Source organism: Pantoea sp. PGP6 (assembly GCF_053474785.1).
In genome coordinates this window covers 3,525,784-3,544,280 of sequence record NZ_JBQBMA010000001.1, presented here as the reverse complement: position 1 = coordinate 3,544,280, position 18,497 = coordinate 3,525,784, and the positions used below count along the sequence as shown (strand labels likewise).

Below are 18,497 nucleotides of genomic sequence, written 5' to 3'. Positions count from 1 at the left end.
AGCGGCGCAGCCGTAAGCTATGCCTGGAGAATAAAAGCAATGTCTGGGAACGATCGCGAACCTATTGGGCGCAAAGGTAAACCGTTGCCGCCGCGCAGCAGTGCGCGCCGGGGACGCCGCAGGGATATCGAACAGGATATCGATCAGGATGATTTTAATGATGACGAGGAGGAAGCGCCGGTGCCACGTAAAGGTAAAGGTGGAAAACCGCCGCGCGGCAAACGCCGTTGGCTGGGATGGTTAATCAAGCTGTTCCTGGTGTTTGTTGTGGTGATGGCCGCATGGGGCGTCTACCTCGACTCGGAAATTCGCAGCCGGATTGACGGAAAAGTGTGGCAACTGCCCGCTACCGTCTATGGCCGTATGGTCAGCCTGGAACCGGGTATGGCCTACAACAAAAGTGAAATGGTGGCGCTGCTCGAGGGCACCCAGTACCGCGAAGTGTCACGTATCACCCGCCCTGGCGAGTTTTCGGTTAAAGGCAATACCATTGATTTGTTGCGTCGTCCGTTCGATTTCCCCGACAGTAAAGAGGGGCAGATCCACGCACGCATGAGTTTCAGCAAGGATGAGCTGAGCGAGATTAAAAATCTCGAAACCGGCCGTGATTTTGGCTTTTTCCGCCTCGATCCGCGGTTGATTACCATGCTGCAGTCGCCAAATGGCGAACAGCGTCTGTTTGTACCGCGCGCCGGCTTCCCGGATCTGCTGGTCGATACGCTGATTGCCACCGAGGATCGCCACTTCTACGAACATGACGGCATCAGCCCCTATTCAATTGGTCGCGCTTTCCTCGCCAACATCACCGCCGGTAAAGCGGTGCAGGGCGGCAGTACCCTGACCCAGCAGCTGGTAAAAAACCTGTTCCTCACCAACGAGCGTTCGCTGTGGCGTAAAGCGCGTGAAGCCTATATGGCGGTGATCATGGATGCGCGCTACAGCAAAGATCGCATTCTGGAACTCTATCTGAACGAAGTTTATCTCGGTCAGGCCGGCAGCGATCAGATCCGCGGTTTCCCGCTGGCCAGCCTCTACTACTTTGGTCGCCCGGTTGATGAGCTGAGCCTCGATCAGCAGGCGATGCTGGTCGGCATGGTGAAAGGAGCCTCGCTCTATAACCCATGGCGTAACCCGAAACTGGCGCTGGAACGCCGCAACCTGGTGCTGCGCCTGTTGCAGCAGCAGAAAGTGATCGACCAGGAGCTGTATGACATGCTGTCGGCGCGTCCGCTGGGCGTACAGCCTAAAGGCGGAGTCATTACGCCGCAGCCAGCCTTTATGCAGATGGTGCGTAATGAGCTGCAGGCGAAGCTCGGTGACAAGGTGAAAGATCTCTCCGGCGTGAAGATTTTCACCACCCTCGATCCGGTCTCGCAGGATGCGGCAGAAAAAGCGGTAATCGACGGCATTCCGACGCTGAAAAAACAGCGTGGCCTGAAGGATCTGGAAACCGCGATGGTAGTCGTTGACCGCTTCAGCGGCGAAGTGCGCGCCATGGTCGGCGGTGCCGATCCGCAGTATGCCGGTTATAACCGTGCGCTGCAGGCGCGTCGTTCTATCGGTTCGCTGGCAAAACCGGCCACCTATCTGACCGCGCTGAGCCAGCCGAACAGCTATCGTCTTAACAGCTGGATTGCCGATGAGCCCATCGCGCTGAAACAACCGAATGGCAGCGTCTGGAAACCGATGAACGACGATCGTCGCTTCAGCGGGAAAGTGATGCTGGTGGATGCGCTGACCAACTCGATGAACGTGCCTACGGTTAACCTGGGGATGACGCTGGGTCTGGATGCGGTTGTCGATACCTGGAACAAGCTGGGCGTGCCGAAAGAGCAGCTGCACCCGGTGCCAGCGATGCTGCTGGGGGCGTTAAACCTGACGCCGGTTGAAGTGGCGCAGGCGTTCCAGTCGATCGCCAGCGGCGGCAACCGCGCCTCACTGTCGGCGGTGCGTTCGGTGATTGCTGAAGATGGCAGCGTGCTGTATCAGAGCTATCCGCAGGCGCAGCGCGTTGAGCCGGCTCAGGCCGCTTACCTGACGCTCTACACCATGCAGCAGGTGGCCGATCACGGTACCGCACGTGCGCTGGGCGCGCGATTCCCGAATGCACATCTGGCGGGGAAAACCGGTACCACCAACGATCTGGTCGACAGCTGGTTTGCCGGTATCGATGGCAAAGAAGTGGCGATCACCTGGGTTGGACGGGATAACAACCAGCCGACCAAACTGTACGGCGCCAGCGGGGCGATGCAGCTCTATCGTCGTTACCTCGACAACCAGGCGCCTATGCCGTTGCAGCTGACGCCACCGGAAGATGTGTCGCTGATGAATATCGACTCGGCCGGTAACTTTGTCTGCGGCACCGGCAGCAGCACCTGGCGTTCGCTGCCAGTGTGGGCGCTGGACCCGAATGCGCTGTGTCAGCAACAGCAACAACAGGTTCAGCAGCAGCAACAGCTGTTTGATCAACAGCAACAGCAGCAGCAACCTTCCCAGCAACCGCAGGAGCAGAAAGAGAGCGACGGCGTAGCGGGATGGATAAAAGATATGTTTGGTAAATAATTTTACAGACTGGTTAAAAAGGGCGCTTCGGCGCCCTTTTTTTGTGCCTGATCAATACCGGTTAATCGCGCTGCAAACGGCGTCACGCCTGGGATTTATCCTTGCAGTCGCGACATCGTTTCGCATATTATTCGACCGTTATAATAATCATTATCGTTTCGATTCGCCTGCACATCCTTCATAGCTAAGAGACACCTTTATGAATGCGCGAACGACTTCAGTTTGTTGTACTAAGAAACACTTTTACCGCCAGCCTTTGGCAATAATGATTGCGCTGGCGCTGACCAGCCTGAGCAGCAACCTGTTCGCGGAAGAGACCCTGGTGGTGTCAGCAGACGGCGGTGCTGGCGTGGCGGGCGAAAGCGCATGGGGACCTGCGCCGACCATTGCGGCGAAACAGAGTGCCACCGGCACTAAAACCGATACGCCGATTGAAAAAAATCCGCAGTCGGTTTCCGTAGTGACGCGTGAAGAGATGGAGATGCGCAACGTCACCAGCGTCAAAGGGGCGTTTAACTATACGCCTGGCGTGCTGACCGGGAACCGCGGCAGCTCTGACGTGATTGATGCGCTGTCGATTCGCGGCTTTAGCGAAACCAATACCAACCAGTATCTGGATGGCCTGAAACTGCAGGGCGATAACTACTCTGAGTTCGCTATCGATCCTTACTTCCTGGAGCGCGCGGAGCTGCTGCGCGGGCCGGTCTCGGTGCTATACGGCAAGAGCAACCCTGGCGGGGTCGTCGCGCTGGTCAGCAAGCGGCCGGTGCAGGAAACGCTGCGTGAAGTTCAGTTCCAGATGGGTAACGATAACCTGTTCTCGACCGGCTTTGACTTTGGTGGCGCGCTGGATGATGACGGCGTCTACAGCTACCGTCTGACCGGCCAGGCGCGCAGTCAGGATGCGCAGCAGGCGATGAACAAAGAGAAGCGTTACACCCTCGCCCCGGCATTCAGCTGGCGTCCGGATGATCGCACCCGCGTTGATCTGCTGACCTATTTCCAGAACGAGCCTGAAACCGGCTATTACGGCTGGCTGCCGCGTCAGGGCACGGTGGTGCCGATTACCCGTGGCGACGGCAGCGAGTACAAACTGCCGACCAATTTTGATGAAGGCGAACAGAGCAATAAGATTTCGCGTAACACCAAAATGGTCGGCTATAACGCTGAGCACAGCTTTAACGATACCTGGACGGTGCGCCAGAACCTGCGCTATGCCGACCTGCGTACCGATTACCGCAGTATTTATGGCAACGGCTTCCTGCCGGAAACCCAGCAAATCACGCGCGGTTCGGCGGTCTCTGAAGAGAAGCTCAATCAGTTTGCGGTCGATACCCAGGTGCAGGCGAAATTCGCCACCGGCCAGCTCGATCATACGCTGTTGCTGGGGGTGGACTTCCAGCGGACCCGTAACGATATTGATGCCCAGTTTGGTATGGCTTCCAGTCTGAATGCGGTCAATCCGCAATATGGCAACGACAGCGTGACGCCCTATGACCAGCCTTATCAACATCTGGATAAGCAGCGTCAGACCGGTTTATATCTGCAGGATCAGATGGAGTGGGATCGCTGGGTACTGACCCTTGGCGGCCGCTATGATTACGCCATGAACTCCGTCTACGATCGGGTGGCGAATAGTGTCGATCGGCAAAACGATCAGGCCTTCACCTGGCGCGGCGGCCTGAATTATGTGTTCGATAACGGCATCGCGCCTTACTTCAGCTACAGCGAAGCCTTTATTCCTAATGCCGGTTCAACGTTAAACGGCGAAGCCTTTGACCCGTCGCGGGCTAAGCAGTATGAAGCTGGCGTGAAATACGTACCGAAAGATCGTCCGGTCGTGCTCACCGCCGCGGTTTATCAGCTGACCAAAACCAAAAACCTGACCGCCGATCCTGACAACGTTCTCTTTAGCGTACAGGGTGGTGAAATCCGGTCTCGCGGTGTCGAACTGGAAGCCAAAGCGGCGCTCAACGCTAACGTCAACCTGACCGCGTCATACACCTACACTGATGCGGAATATACCGAAGACACGTTGCTGAAAGGCAAAACGCCGGTACAGGTACCGAAGCATATGGCCTCCTTGTGGAGTGATTACACCTTCCACGAAACCGCCCTGTCAGGGGTGACAATCGGCGCCGGAGTTCGTTACGTGGGGGAAAGCCAGGGGCTGTATGCTGAGACCCCAGCTAATAGCGCTGCTGGACTCTCGAACCAGAACTTTAAGGTTGCCGGTTACACCACGGTCGACGCCGCGCTGAAATATGATCTCGCTCGCTTCGGTTTGCCCGGTTCGTCAGTCGGCGTCAACGTCAACAACCTGTTTGACCGCGAGTATGTTGCCAGCTGCTATCGTGACTACGCCTGTTACTGGGGCGCGGAACGCCAGATTGTCGGCACCGCCACCTTCAGATTTTGATTTAGCCGGGCGCTGCGGCGCCCGTTCACAGGGATTACCATGTCGTATCCGCACGCAGAAGACGTGACCTTTGCCCTGGATAACGCCAGCTTCCAGGTGCCGGGCCGTACCCTCCTTCAACCGCTGTCGCTGACCTTTCCGCCAGGCAAGGTCACCGCGCTGATCGGCCATAACGGCTCAGGCAAATCGACGCTGCTGAAAATGCTGGGTCGGCATCATCGCGCCAGCGCCGGACAGGTGCTGCTCAACCAGCAGCCGGTTGATCGCTGGAACAGCAAGGCCTTTGCCCGTCAGGTCGCCTATCTGCCGCAACAGTTGCCCGCCGCGGAAGGGATGACGGTTCGCGAGCTGGTGGCGATTGGTCGTTACCCGTGGCACGGTGCGCTGGGGCGCTTTGGTCAGGAAGATCGCGATCGGGTGGATGACGCCATCGCACGGGTCGGACTGAACGCGTTTGCCGGGCGTCTGGTCGACAGCCTGTCGGGCGGCGAGCGTCAGCGCGCCTGGCTGGCGATGATGGTGGCGCAGAACAGCCGCTGTCTGTTGCTGGATGAGCCGACTTCCGCGCTGGATATCGCCCATCAGGTTGAGGTGCTGGCGCTGATTCAGACGCTAAGCCGTGAGCGTGGGCTGACCGTCATCGCGGTGCTGCACGATATCAACATGGCGGCGCGCTACTGCGATCATCTGGTGGCGCTGCGTCAGGGTGCACTGATCGCCGAAGGCGGGCCAGAGACGATGATGCAGGCTGAGGTGCTCGGGACGATATATGGCATCCCGATGGGCATTTTACCGCACCCGCAGGGCGGTGCCCCGGTCAGTTTTGTCTACTAAGGATGGCTTCATGCCCGATCTGTTACGCCGTCGGCTGATGCTGGCACTGGCGGCTGCCCCGTTGCTCCGCAGCCTGCCGCTGCAGGCCGCCACGCCCGACCTGTCGCGCATTATTGCCCTGGAGTGGTTACCCACCGAACTGCTGCTGGCGCTTGGCGTTACGCCCTATGGGGTCGCGGATCTCCACAATTACAACATCTGGGTCGGTGAGCCGTCACTGCCCGCCGGTGTGGTTGACGTCGGCCTGCGCACCGAACCGAACCTTGAGCTGATGGCGCAGATGCAGCCTTCGCTGATCCTCTGCTCCAATGGCTACGGCCCTTCAAAAGAGAAACTGATGCGCATCGCGCCGATTATGGGGTTCGACCTCAACAGCGGTGATGGTAAACCGTTCAGCACCGCGCGCGCCTCGTTACGTCAGCTGGCTGCGCAGCTGGGGCTGAGCCGCAGGGCAGAGCAGCACCTGCGCGCGGTCGACAGCGAGCTGGCCGCAGCACGTCAGCGTCTGGCACCTTACGCCGGACGGACGCTGCTGCTGATGTCGCTGCTCGACAGCCGTCATGCTATCACCTTCGGTAAAAACAGCCTGTTTCTTGAAATCATGACCCTGCTGGGCCTGAAGAATGGCTGGCAGGGCGAAACTAACTTCTGGGGCAGTGCGGTGGTTGGGATCGAACAACTGGCCCCGCTGGGCGATGTGGATGTCATCTGCTTTGATCATGATAACGAGGCAGATATGCAGCAGCTGATGCGCAGCCCGCTGTGGCAGTCGCTGCCGTTTGTGCGTGCCGGACGCTTTCAGCGCGTACCGGCGGTCTGGTATTACGGTGCGACGCTGTCGGCACTGCACTTTGTTCGCGTGCTGGAACGCGCGCTGGAGACGCACTGATGCGCCATGCTCTGTTCCCTGCGGCGCTGCTCAGCCTGCTGTTTCTGCTGGCGCTTGGCCTGACGCTGGTTAACCTGCAGCAGGCGTTACCGCTGGCGCAGTGGTCACAGGCGCTGTGGTCGCCTGCCACCGATAACGTATCGCAGATGGTATTTCACTACAGCCTGCTGCCAAGGCTGGTGCTGGCACTGCTGGTGGGTGCCGGGCTGGGATTAGCAGGCTTGCTGTTTCAGCAGGTGCTGCGTAATCCGCTGGCCGAACCGACCACGCTGGGCGTCTCCTCTGGCGCACAGCTCGGCATCACCGTGGCGACCCTGTGGCAGTTGCCCGGCGGCGCGGTGACCCAGCAGTTTGCTGCCCTGATCGGGGCGGTGGTGGTTGGCGTGCTGGTGTTTGGCGTGGCGTGGCGCAAACGTCTGTCGCCGGTCACCCTGATTCTGGCTGGCCTGGTGCTGAGTCTCTACAGCGGCGCGGTGAACCAGATTTTCGCCATCTTCAATCACGACCAGTTGCAGAACATGTTCCTGTGGAGCACCGGTGCGCTGAATCAGATGAGCTGGGAAAACGTGCTGCAACTCTGGCCGCGTCTGCTGCTGGCGCTGTTGCTGACGCTGGCACTGCTGCGTCAGCTGACGCTGATGGGGCTGGATGATGGCGTGGCAAAAAATCTGGGACTGGCGCTGTCGCTGGCGCGAATTGGCGGCCTGACCCTGGCGATCCTGCTCAGCGCACAGCTGGTTAATGCCGCCGGTATTATCGGCTTTATCGGGCTGTTTGCGCCGCTGCTGGCGAAGCTGCTGGGTGGCCGGCGGTTACTCAGCCGCATGCTGCTGGCACCGCTGATCGGCGCGCTACTGCTGTGGCTGGCGGATGGGTGCGTGCAGTGGCTAAGCGTTCACTGGCGCGAGATTCCGACCGGTACCGCCACCGCGCTGCTGGGGGTGCCGATTCTGCTGTGGCTGCTGCCGCGGCTGCGTACCGGTTCGGTGCCACCGGCGCTGGATCAGGGGGATAACGTTCCGGCCGAGCGCCAGCATCTGCTGCGCTGGGTGCTGACTGGCCTGCTGGCGCTGGCGCTGCTGGCGTGGGGCGGCCTGGCGTTTGGCCGCAATGCCCAGGGCTGGATCTGGTCTGCGGGCGATATGCTCCATCAGCTGCTGCCGTGGCGCGCGCCGCGGGTACTGGCCGCGCTGGTGACCGGCCTGATGCTGGGCGTAGCGGGCAGCCTGATCCAGCGGCTGACCGGCAATCCGATGGCCAGCCCGGAAGTGCTTGGCATCAGTTCCGGTGCCGCCTGTGGTGTGGTGGTGATGATGTTCCTGGTGCCCGGCGATGCGCTGATGTGGCTGCTGCCAGCCGGCGCAATCGGCGCGGCGCTGACCCTGATGGTGATTATGCTGGTGGCCAGCCGTGGCGGTTTTTCACCGGAGCGGATGCTGCTGGCGGGGATGGCGCTGAACAGCGCGTTTGTCACGCTGCTGATGCTGCTGCTGGCCAGTGGCGATCCGCGCATGGGCGGCCTGCTGAGCTGGATCTCCGGCTCAACCTACAATATCAGTGCCAGCCAGGCGATACAGAGCGCTGGCTGCGCGCTGCTGCTGGTGGCGCTGGCTCCGCTGGCCAGCCGCTGGCTGACGCTGCTGCCGCTCGGCAGTGCCACGGCACGCTCAGCTGGCATGGCGTTAACCCCGGCCCGCCTCAGCCTGCTGCTGCTGGCAGCCGCGCTGACGGCCAGCGCCACGCTGACCATCGGCCCGCTGAGTTTTGTCGGATTGATGGCACCACATATGGCACGGATGCTGGGCTTCCGTCGGGCATTACCGCAGTTGCTGCTGTCAGGCTTGCTTGGGGCGGGACTGATGGTGCTGGCGGACTGGTGCGGGAGGATGCTGGCGTTTCCGGATCAGATTCCGGCCGGGCTGATGGCGACCTTTCTCGGCGCGCCTTACTTCATCTGGCTGCTGCGACGTTCAGGCTAAAAAAGACCGGCCTCAGCCGGTCTTATTACCCATTTTACAGCTTCGCGAAGCAACGACGTGCGGCGTCGATGGTGCGCTGAATATCTTCCTCGCTGTGGGCCAGCGACATAAAGCCAGCCTCAAAGGCCGACGGAGCAAAGTAGACGCCTTCTTCCAGCATCAGGTGGAAGAAAGTTTTGAAACGCTCAACATCACAGCGGGTCACGTCGGCGTAACAGGTCACGCTGTCAGCATCGGTGAAGAACAGGCCAAACATCCCGCCAACGTGGTTGACCACCAGCGGAATATTTTGCTGCTGCGCCGCATCACGCAGGCCAGTCGCCAGTTTGCGGGTCAGGGCATCCAGCGTCTGATGGGTGCCGGGCTGCGCTATCTGGGTCAGACAGGCATAACCGGCTGCCATGGCGATCGGGTTGCCCGACAGCGTGCCAGCCTGATAGACCGGACCGGTCGGAGCCAGCGCCGCCATCACCTCACGACGACCGCCAAACGCGCCAACCGGCATACCGCCACCGATGATCTTACCGAGGCAGGTCAGGTCAGGACGGACGTTGTAATACTCCTGCGCACCGCCCAGCGCCACGCGGAAGCCGGTCATCACTTCATCAATGATCAACAGCGCGCCAAACTCATCACACAGCGCCCGCAGGCCCGGCAGGAAGTCTGGCTGCGGCGGAATGCAGTTCATGTTGCCGGCCACCGGCTCAACGATGATCGCGGCGATAGCCTCCGGGTATTGTTCAAAGGCGGCGCGGACCGAATCGAGATCGTTGTAGGTGCAGGTCAGGGTATGCTTAGCGAAATCGGCCGGGACGCCTGGCGAATTGGGCTGGCCGAGGGTTAATGCGCCCGAACCCGCTTTGACCAGCAGATGATCGGCGTGACCGTGGTAGCAGCCTTCAAATTTGATAATTTTATCGCGGCCGGTAAAGCCACGCGCCAGACGAATGGCGCTCATGGTGGCTTCGGTACCGGAGTTGACCATGCGCACCATCTCCATGCTCGGCACCAGTTCGCACACCAGTTGCGCCATGGTGACTTCCATCTCCGTTGGTGCGCCAAAGCTCAGACCGCGCTCAGCGGCCTCAATCACCGCGTTGCGAATCCCGGCGTTATTGTGCCCCAGCACCATCGGACCCCATGATCCGACATAATCAATGTAGGCTTTGCCATCGGCGTCATACAGGTAGGCACCGTTGGCGTGTTCGATAAACAGCGGAACGCCGCCCACACCGGTAAATGCGCGTACCGGCGAGTTTACGCCACCCGGAATCAGGCGTTGTGCCTCGGCAAACAGTTGTTCGGACTTACTCATTTTCGGCTCCAGCGGTTCATAAAAATATCGCGCCATTCTACGGAAGAGGCGCAGCAGACGAAAGCCGGTTTCACCAGCCGCTATACTTAACCTTAGTGAAAGCGGCACAGAGTGCGAAGGGCAGAGCTTGATTGCGCTGAGGTGCTGGCAGATAATAGCGGTATTAAGGTCGTTTTCTGACCTGGACGTTTAGCGGAGTAAAACATGAGTGATGATGTAGCAGCACTGCCGTTGCAGTTTACCGACGCAGCAGCCACCAAGGTGAAGAACCTGATTGCCGACGAAGAGAACCCGGCGCTGAAATTACGCGTTTATATCACCGGCGGGGGTTGCAGCGGCTTCCAGTACGGTTTTACTTTTGATGACCAGATGAATGACGGCGATATGACCATTGAGAAGCAGGGCGTCTCGCTGGTGGTCGATCCGATGAGCCTGCAGTATCTGGTGGGCGGCTCGGTGGACTACACCGAAGGGCTGGAAGGATCGCGTTTTATCGTCACTAACCCGAACGCGAAAACCACCTGCGGCTGTGGTTCTTCTTTCAGTATCTGATGACGCAGGCCGTCTTCCTGACGGCCTCGTTTACCACTCTATCGTTACCAGCTGATGGTTCCGTCTCTGATTCCCCTCTGATTGAATGACACTGCGTGTCACCCGCGGTTGCGCGCTTGCCTGTCTGCCGCAATCGATCTGCGGCACAGCCTGCGCATCAGGACTGTGAATTTCACAGCGTGAAAAGATGACAAGCCTGACGCCAATAGAGCCGGTGACCGATCCCGCCAGCGTGTACGCCGGGATCAGCAGCCCCATCGCCAGTAGCAGTGCTCTGGTCATGTAAAGTTCCTGGTGTTGTTCAAAAAGCGCTAAGCGCTAAAAAGGACGGCGAGCATACGTGGCGCGCGCGTCTCATATCTTGATTAACGGCAAAAAAGGCTGTTTCTTTAATCGATTAGTTGGATTTTTGTGCGGGATGCAGCGCAGCGCACAGCTGTTTTGCCGCCAGTAACAGGCGCGGGCCGGGACGGCTGAGCCAGTCATCATTAATCGCAATCACCGGCACGCTGAGCTGCGGTTGCCAGTAGGTCCGGACGTTGTCAGCCTGGTGGTCACTGCCGCCGATCACAATCGCCTGCGGATGCCGCATCAGTACCTGTTCACGGCTGACCTGCGGCCAGCTGACCCGGCTGTCGGCAAAGATATTCCTGCCGCCACACAGTTCAATGATCTCATTCTGTAAGGTCGATTTTGCGGCGGTAAACAGCGGCTGCTGACCAAACTGAAAAAACAGCGGCACCACCGGCAGGTGAGCGTAGCGCTGGCGCAGGGCGGCCTGCTGCTGACGCAACTGCTGCGCGGCCTTAACTGCCTGTTCAGGATGCGGACTCCACGGCGCCAGTTTTTCCAGTGTGGCAATCATCTGATCCAGCGTGACCGGATCGATCCATTCGATTTTCAACCCGAGCTGCTGCAGCTGGTCGATCTGTCGCTGCGGATTGCCGCCACGCCAGGCTAATACCAGATCCGGCTTCAGTTGCAGAATACGCTCGAGGTTAATCCCCTGCCAGTTGGCTACCTGCTCAATCGGTTTCGCCTGCGGCGGATAGTCGGACCAGGCGCTGACCGCAATCGGCGTAATGCCGGCGGCGAAGGCGAGTTCAGTCAGATGGGGCGCGAGGGTGATAACGCGCGGAGGGGAAGCCAGCAGGCTGCCGCTGATCAGCAGCAGCCAGCAGAACAGCAGAGTTTTAGCCACGCGCCAGACGCGCCAGCAGGTTCTCCACCATCAGCGACGACTGCTTAGCCGCGACGCTGAGGAACTCATCAAAGCTCAGATGCGAGGCCTGATCAGCGACGTCAGAAATGGCACGAACCACCACAAAAGGCACCTGGAACTGGTGGCAGACGTGACCGATAGCTGCGGCCTCCATTTCCACGGCAATAGCCTGTGGAAACTGCTGACGAATGCGCGCCAGCGGCTCGGCGCCGTTGATAAAGGCGTCTCCGCTCACCACCAGACCACGCACCGCATTCAGATCGAGCTGCTTAATGCAGGCTTCGGCTGCTGCAATCAAACCCCTGTCGGCAACAAAGGCTGCCGGGCAGCCTGCCATCTGACCCGGCTCATAGCCAAAAGCCGTGACGTCGGCATCGTGATAGCGCACTTCTTCTGATACCACGATATCGCCCACGCTCAGCGAAGCCGCTAAGCCGCCAGCCGAACCGGTGTTGATCACCACGTCTGGCTTACACAGTTGCAGCAGCAGGGTGGTACCCAGCGCGGCGGAGGTTTTGCCAATGCCCGATTTCAACAGCGCAACTTCAACGCCATTCAGGGTGCCGGTATAAATTTCACAGCCAGCCAGCGATAAAGTTTGACGGTTTTCGATTTTGTCGCGCAGCAGGGTAACTTCCTGCTCCATCGCACCAATAATGCCTGCTTTCATAGTGAGTCCCGCTAATGTAAAAAGTCATAATTTAAGGCATAGTCTACCATGGCTAACAGGGGATTAATTCACCAAAAAATAAGGGGTAATGAATGTCAGCGATCAATTTCAGGAAGAAGATCAGCTTCTCGCGCCCTTATACCAGTCGAAAAGATCCGGAGGGGGAATATTACATTACCCGCCACTTCGAGAGCGATCGTGGACGGATTATTAACTCCGCAGCGATTCGCCGTTTGCAGCAAAAAACCCAGGTGTTTCCGCTGGAGCGCAATGCCGCGGTGCGTTCAAGGCTGACGCATTCGCTGGAGGTGCAGCAGACCGGACGCTATATCACCAAGGAGATCCTGCAGACCCTGAAAATGCAGGGCGGACTGGCGCAATATGGACTGGACGAGCTGGAAGGCGCGTTTGAGAGCCTGATTGAGATGGCCTGTCTGATGCACGACGTGGGGAATCCCCCGTTCGGGCATTTTGGTGAGGCGGCGATCAACGACTGGTTTGAAGATAATCTGCCGGCTGAACTGGTTGATCCGCTGGTGGCCGGGGTAGAAGGCGAGACGCAACGCCGCGCCTTCGATCAGCTAAACGCGATGATTCGACAGGATTTGTGCCACTTTGAAGGCAATGCGCAGGCGATTCGTATGGTTCATACGCTGCTGCAACTTAACCTCAGCTACTCACAGGTTGCCTGCATTCTTAAATATACCGCGCCCGCCTGGTGGCAGGGCGAGAAGCCCGCCGAATTCAGCGTGTTAATGAAAAAGCCGGGCTTTTATCTCTCCGAGCAGGACTATATTAGCGACCTGCGCGCCGCGACCAATATGGCAGAGCACCATCGCTTTCCGCTGACCTATATAATGGAAGCCGCCGATGATATCTCCTATTGCATTGCCGATTTGGACGACGCTGTAGAAAAAGATATATTTAATGTTGAGAGTTTGTATGAGTTTCTCAATAAAGCCTGGGGGCCGGTAAAAAATAATGACGCTTTCAGCCGTACCATCGGCGAAGCCTGGCGTGAGGCCTGCAGTAAAAAGCGCCGCAGCCGCAGCGATCAATTCTTTATGTCATTACGCGTAAATGTTCAGAGCGTGCTGGTGACCTATGCAGTGAAGCGTTTTGTTGATAATCTGCCCGCCATATTTGACGGTAATTTCAATCATGCCTTGCTGGAAGATGATGGCGAAGAGGGCCGTTTGTTGCAGTTGTTCAAAACGGTGGCGCGCCAGCAGGTATTTAATCATTCCGAAGTCGAGCAGCTGGAATTACAGGGATATCGGGTTATTAAGGGATTACTGGAAATTTATCAGCCGCTGATGCTGCTCAATTATGAATCGTTTACCACGCTGATAAATGAAGACTTTCTGCGGCACCATCCGATTGAGACCCGGCTTTTTCATAAACTTTCCGGCAAGCATCGTAAAGCTTATCTGCATAAAATGCGCACCCTGGTGGTGGAACATAAATATGAGCGCCTGCTGTGGGAGCGATATTATCGTTTTCGTCTGATTCAGGATTATATTAGCGGAATGACCGATCTCTATGCCTGGGATGAGTACCGGCGGCTGATGGCTGTCGAATAATCACCAATTGTAAAGAGCGCGAATAAATTTTTACCTTTGCTTGAAACTTTAAAAGGAACTTCGCGCTAAAACATTTATCTCAACACCGACCACAGCAATGGTCTGAACAGTTATCCTCAAGAGAAACCAAAAATGAAAAAAAAGAGTTTAATGTTAAGTGCGCTGGCCCTGAGCCTGAGTATGGCCCTGGCGCCCGTCACGGTTTCCGCTGCGCAAACCGCCTCTTCTGATAGTCAGCAACTGCCGAGCCTGGCACCGATGCTGGAGAAGGTGATGCCGTCAGTGGTCAGTATCAGCGTTGAAGGCACCACCACGGTGAAAACGCCGCGTATGCCGCAGCAGTTCCAGCAATTCTTTGGTGATAACTCGCCTTTCTGTCAGGATGGCTCGCCGTTCCAGAGTTCACCGATGTGCCAGAGCGGCGACGGCTCTGCTGGCGGCGCGCCGGCACCAAATACCCAGCAGGAAAAATTCCGTGCGCTGGGATCGGGCGTGGTGATCAATGCTGAAAAAGGCTATGTGGTGACCAACAACCACGTAGTGAATAACGCCACTAAAATTCAGGTCCAGCTGAGCGATGGCCGCCGCTATGACGCCAAAGTGATCGGTAAAGATCCCAGCTCCGACATTGCGTTGATCCAGCTGCAGGACGCTAAAAACCTCACGGCGGTGAAACTGGCCGACTCTGACAATCTGCGGGTCGGTGACTACACCGTGGCGATCGGTAACCCGTATGGCCTGGGTGAAACAGTCACTTCAGGTATCGTCTCCGCGCTGGGTCGTAGCGGCCTGAATGTGGAAAACTACGAGAACTTTATCCAGACGGACGCGGCGATTAACCGCGGTAACTCCGGTGGCGCGCTGGTTAACCTTAACGGTGAACTGATCGGCATCAACACCGCGATTCTGGCACCGGATGGCGGCAACATCGGTATCGGCTTTGCTATCCCGAGCAACATGGTGAAAAACCTGACGGCGCAGATGGTGGAGTTTGGTCAGGTTAAACGCGGTGAACTGGGTGTGATGGGCACCGAGCTTAACTCTGAGCTGGCGAAAGCGATGAAGGTCGATGCACAGCGCGGAGCCTTTGTCAGCCAGGTACTGCCAGGTTCGGCGGCGGCGAAAGCCGGTATCAAAGCGGGCGATGTGGTGGTGTCGATGAACGGCAAACCGCTGACCAGCTTTGCTGCGCTGCGTGCTGAAGTCGGTTCATTGCCGATTGGCACCACCCTGAAACTGGGTCTGCTGCGTGATGGCAAACCGCTGGATGTGTCGGTTCAGCTGCAGCAGAGCAGCCAGGCGAAAGTCCAGTCGGCCACCATCTACACCGGCATTGAAGGGGCCGATCTCAGCAATAGCGACGCTGGCGATAAAGGGGTTCGCGTGGATAACGTCAAAGCGGGCAGCGCTGCCGCTCGTATCGGCCTGAAAAAAGGCGACGTGATTCAGGGCGTGAACCAGCAGCCGGTGACCAACCTGGGCGAACTGCGTAAAATCCTTGATTCCAAACCGTCGGTGCTGGCGCTGAACGTCAAGCGCGGCGACAGCAACATCTACCTGCTGATGCAGTAAGCGGCAAGGCATTGCTATCAGGCGGACTTCGGTCCGCCTTTTTTATTGCCTCAATTCGTGCCGGTCAGAGTGTGATGCTGACCGCAAATTCACTAAATGCCCACCTGGCTCTGTGCAGTTGCACAATGTTCTGGCCGCCTTGCATGCGTATTCTATCTCTCCCCCTCTTTTTCAGGAGTAATGGATGGCTACCTATCATCTTGATGCCCGGCTGGCGCAGGATATCGTGGCGCGCACCATGAAAATTATTGACAGCAATGTCAACGTGATGGATGCGCGCGGCCGGATTATTGGCAGCGGCGATCGCGAGCGCATTGGGGAATTGCACGAAGGCGCGCTGCTGGTGCTCTCTCAGGGGCGGGTAGTGGACATTGATGAAGCGGTGGCGAAACATCTGCACGGGGTGCGGCCCGGCATTAATCTGCCGCTGCGGATAGACGGCGATATTGTCGGGGTCATCGGCCTGACCGGTGAGCCGCTGGCGCTGCGGCATTATGGTGAGCTGGTCTGTATGACGGCGGAGATGATGCTGGAGCAGGCGCGACTGCTGCATATGCTGGCGCAGGACAGCCGTCTGCGCGAAGAGCTGGTGCTGAATCTGATTCGCAGCGATACCCTGTCGCCGCAGCTGACCGAATGGGCGCAGCGGCTCGGCATCGATCTTAATCAGCCGCGCGTGGTGGCCGTGGTTGAGGTCGATAGCGGCCAGCTGGGCGTCGATAGCGCAATGTCAGAGTTGCAGCAGCTGCAAACGTTGCTGATCACGCCGGAGCGCGACAACCTGATCGCCATTGTTTCGCTGACCGAAATGGTGGTGCTGAAGCCGGCGCTGAATGGGCACGGCCGTTACGATCAGGAGGATCATCGTCGGCGGGTCGAGCAGTTATTACAGCGAATGAAAGAGAGCGGCCATCTGCGGATGCGGATTGCGCTGGGAAACTTTTTCACCGGCCCCGGCAGTATTGCGCGTTCCTATCGTACCGCCCGCACCACCATGATGGTTGGCAAACAGCGTATGCCCGAGGTGCGCAGCTATTTTTATCAGGATCTGGTGCTGCCGGTACTGCTCGACAGTCTGCGTGGCGGCTGGCAGGCCAATGAACTGGCGCGGCCACTGGCGAAACTCAAGAGTATGGATAACAACGGTTTGCTGCGGCGAACGCTGATCGCCTGGTTCACCCATAATGTGCAGCCGAGCGCGACTGCGCGTGCGCTGTTTATTCACCGTAATACGCTGGAGTATCGGCTGAACCGGATTTCGGAGTTAACCGGGCTGAATCTCGGGCACTTTGACGATCGGCTGCTGCTCTATGTGGCGCTGCAGCTGGATGAGCAGGGATGAGCGGGGCGGTAACGCCGACATAAAAAAGGCCAGCAGAGCTGGCCTTTTTCGTCACTGACAGCCGATTAACGACCGTTGCGGGTCAGTTTTTCGAGGTCAGATTCGATTTCGGTAATTTTGTGTGACACTACGCTTTCCAGGTGGCGCAGGTCATCAAGAATTTTACGTTTCAGATCCACTTCAACCTGGTCGCGCTGGCAAATCTGGTCCAGCTCGTCAATCACGTAACGCAGATTCGGGCTGATTTCCTGTACTTCTTTGTAGCCCTGGGTAGCGTGATCGGCCACCACTGTTTTACGCTGACGCGGGTATTTGAATTTCACGCTTTTCGCGAAAAACTCGCCTTTATCTTTGCGGAAGTAGATCTTCAGAATATCGTTATTGGCTTCCTGACGCAGGCTGTAACGATCAATATCATCCGGATTACTGATACCTAAGCTTTTCAGATTGTCATACATAGCGTTGTTTCCATCAAAAGGTGAGAAGCGCGCAGTCTTGTTCATGACGTCTGACAACTGTAGACATAAATAAGCAGGATGAACATTGCGCGACGGGATTTAACTGGCGCGGATTATGACCTGAATAAAAAATAAACGCACCAGTTAATTCGCGGCGCAAAACAGGATGTTGGCGGGGAAGTGTAAAGAAAAGATGACGGGCCGGTTTCCAGCCCGTCACTTAAATCAGTCGATGGTGCGCAGCAGTTCGTTGATACCTGTTTTGCCGAGCGTTTTCGCATCGACTTTCTTCACGATTACCGCACAGTAGAGGCTGTAGCTGCCATCTTTAGACGGCAGGTTACCTGAGACCACTACGGAACCGGCTGGCACGCGGCCGTAATGCACTTCGCCGGTCTCACGGTCATAGATTTTGGTGCTCTGACCGATGTAAACGCCCATTGAGATCACTGAGCCTTCTTCAACAATCACGCCTTCGACGATTTCAGAGCGTGCGCCAATGAAGCAGTTATCTTCGATGATGGTCGGGTTGGCCTGCAGCGGTTCCAGCACGCCGCCGATGCCTACGCCGCCGGAGAGGTGAACGTTTTTACCAATCTGCGCACAGGAGCCAACGGTTGCCCAGGTATCCACCATGGTGCCTTCATCCACGAATGCGCCAATGTTAACGTAAGAGGGCATCAGCACCGTGTTGCGGGCGATATAGGCACCCTGACGCACAGCCGCTGGCGGAACCACACGGAAACCGGCCTCTTTGAAACGCGCTTCATCCCAGCCAGCAAATTTCATCGGCACTTTGTCATAAAAACGGGTTTCAGCACCTTCCATCACCTGGTTGTCGTTGATGCGGAAAGAGAGCAGTACCGCTTTCTTCAGCCACTGATGCGTTACCCACTCACCGTCGATCTTTTCGGAAACGCGCAGTGCACCGCTGTCCAGCAGAGAGATAACCTGGTTGATGGCATCACGGGTTTCACTGTCAACGCTGGCTGGGGTGATATCAGCACGACGTTCGAAGGCGGATTCAATAACGCTCTGTAACTGTTGCATATTTTTTTCCTGATCTGTCATGTGCAGTGCCGGATAATCACCCGACACGA

15 protein-coding genes are annotated in these 18,497 nt (G+C 57.6%); 9 read left to right on the top strand and 6 right to left on the bottom strand.

All coding sequences use genetic code 11. The features are described from left to right. Nucleotides 1-39 precede the first annotated feature (39 nt). The 5 genes from mrcB (at nucleotide 40) to fhuB (ending at nucleotide 8,683) form a co-directional block, all read left to right on the top strand. On the top strand, nucleotides 40-2,562 hold the full coding sequence (gene mrcB, locus ACLIBF_RS17325; RefSeq protein WP_279810055.1) for a bifunctional glycosyl transferase/transpeptidase: 2,523 nt from the start codon (nucleotides 40-42) through the stop codon (nucleotides 2,560-2,562). Between the two features lie 199 nt (nucleotides 2,563-2,761). Next, entirely contained in the window at nucleotides 2,762-4,981 is a 2,220-nt protein-coding gene (fhuA, locus tag ACLIBF_RS17320; protein ID WP_279810054.1) for a ferrichrome porin FhuA, read from the top strand. 39 nt (nucleotides 4,982-5,020) lie between these two features. Then, complete coding sequence (gene fhuC, locus ACLIBF_RS17315; RefSeq protein ID WP_031374708.1) at nucleotides 5,021-5,815, top strand: Fe3+-hydroxamate ABC transporter ATP-binding protein FhuC; 795 nt, start codon at nucleotides 5,021-5,023, stop codon at nucleotides 5,813-5,815. A gap of 10 nt (nucleotides 5,816-5,825) precedes the next feature. After that, nucleotides 5,826-6,704 (top strand): Fe(3+)-hydroxamate ABC transporter substrate-binding protein FhuD, encoded by an 879-nt coding sequence (gene fhuD / locus ACLIBF_RS17310; protein WP_046289204.1) that lies wholly within the window; start codon nucleotides 5,826-5,828, stop codon nucleotides 6,702-6,704. Then, on the top strand, nucleotides 6,704-8,683 hold the full coding sequence (gene fhuB, locus ACLIBF_RS17305; RefSeq protein WP_448310179.1) for a Fe(3+)-hydroxamate ABC transporter permease FhuB: 1,980 nt from the start codon (nucleotides 6,704-6,706) through the stop codon (nucleotides 8,681-8,683). Before fhuD ends, fhuB begins: the two co-directional genes overlap by 1 nt. A 34-nt stretch (nucleotides 8,684-8,717) precedes the next feature. Here fhuB and hemL read toward each other — a convergent pair whose 3' ends face one another. Beyond that, complete coding sequence (gene hemL / locus ACLIBF_RS17300; RefSeq protein WP_046289220.1) at nucleotides 8,718-9,998, bottom strand: glutamate-1-semialdehyde 2,1-aminomutase; 1,281 nt, start codon at nucleotides 9,996-9,998, stop codon at nucleotides 8,718-8,720. Between the two features lie 204 nt (nucleotides 9,999-10,202). Between hemL and erpA the strand changes: the two genes are divergently transcribed. Then, entirely contained in the window at nucleotides 10,203-10,550 is a 348-nt protein-coding gene (gene erpA, locus ACLIBF_RS17295; RefSeq protein ID WP_031375266.1) for an iron-sulfur cluster insertion protein ErpA, read from the top strand. A 30-nt stretch (nucleotides 10,551-10,580) separates the two neighbouring features. Here the strand turns inward: erpA and ACLIBF_RS17290 are convergent, their stop codons facing one another. The 3 genes from ACLIBF_RS17290 to mtnN form a co-directional block, all read right to left on the bottom strand. Continuing rightward, nucleotides 10,581-10,832 carry a hypothetical protein gene (locus ACLIBF_RS17290; RefSeq protein ID WP_031375267.1) on the bottom strand — a complete coding sequence of 84 codons (252 nt, stop codon included), beginning with the start codon at nucleotides 10,830-10,832 and terminating at the stop codon, nucleotides 10,581-10,583. A gap of 115 nt (nucleotides 10,833-10,947) precedes the next feature. Then, nucleotides 10,948-11,751, bottom strand: coding sequence for a vitamin B12 ABC transporter substrate-binding protein BtuF (gene btuF / locus ACLIBF_RS17285; RefSeq protein ID WP_279810052.1), 804 nt, complete (start codon nucleotides 11,749-11,751; stop codon nucleotides 10,948-10,950). Then, nucleotides 11,744-12,442, bottom strand: coding sequence for a 5'-methylthioadenosine/S-adenosylhomocysteine nucleosidase (mtnN, locus tag ACLIBF_RS17280; RefSeq protein ID WP_031375269.1), 699 nt, complete (start codon nucleotides 12,440-12,442; stop codon nucleotides 11,744-11,746). Before mtnN ends, btuF begins: the two co-directional genes overlap by 8 nt. Before the next feature lie 92 nt (nucleotides 12,443-12,534). On the opposite strand from mtnN, the gene dgt reads away from it, so the two are divergent. From dgt to ACLIBF_RS17265, 3 genes are all read left to right on the top strand, one after another. Continuing rightward, a complete protein-coding gene (dgt, locus tag ACLIBF_RS17275; protein WP_069728407.1) occupies nucleotides 12,535-14,025 on the top strand; it encodes a dGTPase in 1,491 nt (496 codons plus the stop codon). A gap of 132 nt (nucleotides 14,026-14,157) precedes the next feature. Next, nucleotides 14,158-15,597, top strand: a complete 1,440-nt coding sequence (degP, locus tag ACLIBF_RS17270) for a serine endoprotease DegP (RefSeq protein ID WP_069728406.1) — start codon at nucleotides 14,158-14,160, stop codon at nucleotides 15,595-15,597. Nucleotides 15,598-15,781: 184 nt separating this feature from the next. Continuing rightward, nucleotides 15,782-16,939: a CdaR family transcriptional regulator gene (locus ACLIBF_RS17265; RefSeq protein ID WP_031375272.1), complete on the top strand. Its 1,158-nt coding sequence runs from the start codon at nucleotides 15,782-15,784 to the stop codon at nucleotides 16,937-16,939. 65 nt (nucleotides 16,940-17,004) lie between these two features. On the opposite strand, the gene ACLIBF_RS17260 is transcribed toward ACLIBF_RS17265, so the two are convergent. Together ACLIBF_RS17260 and dapD are read right to left on the bottom strand one after the other, a co-directional pair. Continuing rightward, entirely contained in the window at nucleotides 17,005-17,397 is a 393-nt protein-coding gene (locus tag ACLIBF_RS17260) for a DUF3461 family protein (protein WP_010254085.1), read from the bottom strand. Nucleotides 17,398-17,622: 225 nt separating this feature from the next. Continuing rightward, on the bottom strand, nucleotides 17,623-18,447 hold the full coding sequence (gene dapD, locus ACLIBF_RS17255; RefSeq protein WP_031375273.1) for a 2,3,4,5-tetrahydropyridine-2,6-dicarboxylate N-succinyltransferase: 825 nt from the start codon (nucleotides 18,445-18,447) through the stop codon (nucleotides 17,623-17,625). Nucleotides 18,448-18,497 lie beyond the last annotated feature (50 nt).

What these genes read in the sequence shown, in the direction of transcription:
- fhuB (WP_448310179.1), top strand. Translation starts at nt 6,704, where the DNA reads ATGCGCCATGCTCTGTTCCCTGCGGCGCTGCTCAGCCTGCTGTTTCTG.
- fhuA (WP_279810054.1), top strand. Translation starts at nt 2,762, where the DNA reads ATGAATGCGCGAACGACTTCAGTTTGTTGTACTAAGAAACACTTTTAC.
- erpA (WP_031375266.1), top strand. Translation starts at nt 10,203, where the DNA reads ATGAGTGATGATGTAGCAGCACTGCCGTTGCAGTTTACCGACGCAGCA.
- dgt (WP_069728407.1), top strand. Translation starts at nt 12,535, where the DNA reads ATGTCAGCGATCAATTTCAGGAAGAAGATCAGCTTCTCGCGCCCTTAT.
- ACLIBF_RS17290 (WP_031375267.1), bottom strand. Translation starts at nt 10,832, where the DNA reads ATGACCAGAGCACTGCTACTGGCGATGGGGCTGCTGATCCCGGCGTAC.
- dapD (WP_031375273.1), bottom strand. Translation starts at nt 18,447, where the DNA reads ATGCAACAGTTACAGAGCGTTATTGAATCCGCCTTCGAACGTCGTGCT.
- ACLIBF_RS17265 (WP_031375272.1), top strand. Translation starts at nt 15,782, where the DNA reads ATGGCTACCTATCATCTTGATGCCCGGCTGGCGCAGGATATCGTGGCG.
- fhuD (WP_046289204.1), top strand. Translation starts at nt 5,826, where the DNA reads ATGCCCGATCTGTTACGCCGTCGGCTGATGCTGGCACTGGCGGCTGCC.
- mrcB (WP_279810055.1), top strand. Translation starts at nt 40, where the DNA reads ATGTCTGGGAACGATCGCGAACCTATTGGGCGCAAAGGTAAACCGTTG.
- ACLIBF_RS17260 (WP_010254085.1), bottom strand. Translation starts at nt 17,397, where the DNA reads ATGTATGACAATCTGAAAAGCTTAGGTATCAGTAATCCGGATGATATT.
- fhuC (WP_031374708.1), top strand. Translation starts at nt 5,021, where the DNA reads ATGTCGTATCCGCACGCAGAAGACGTGACCTTTGCCCTGGATAACGCC.
- degP (WP_069728406.1), top strand. Translation starts at nt 14,158, where the DNA reads ATGAAAAAAAAGAGTTTAATGTTAAGTGCGCTGGCCCTGAGCCTGAGT.
- hemL (WP_046289220.1), bottom strand. Translation starts at nt 9,998, where the DNA reads ATGAGTAAGTCCGAACAACTGTTTGCCGAGGCACAACGCCTGATTCCG.
- mtnN (WP_031375269.1), bottom strand. Translation starts at nt 12,442, where the DNA reads ATGAAAGCAGGCATTATTGGTGCGATGGAGCAGGAAGTTACCCTGCTG.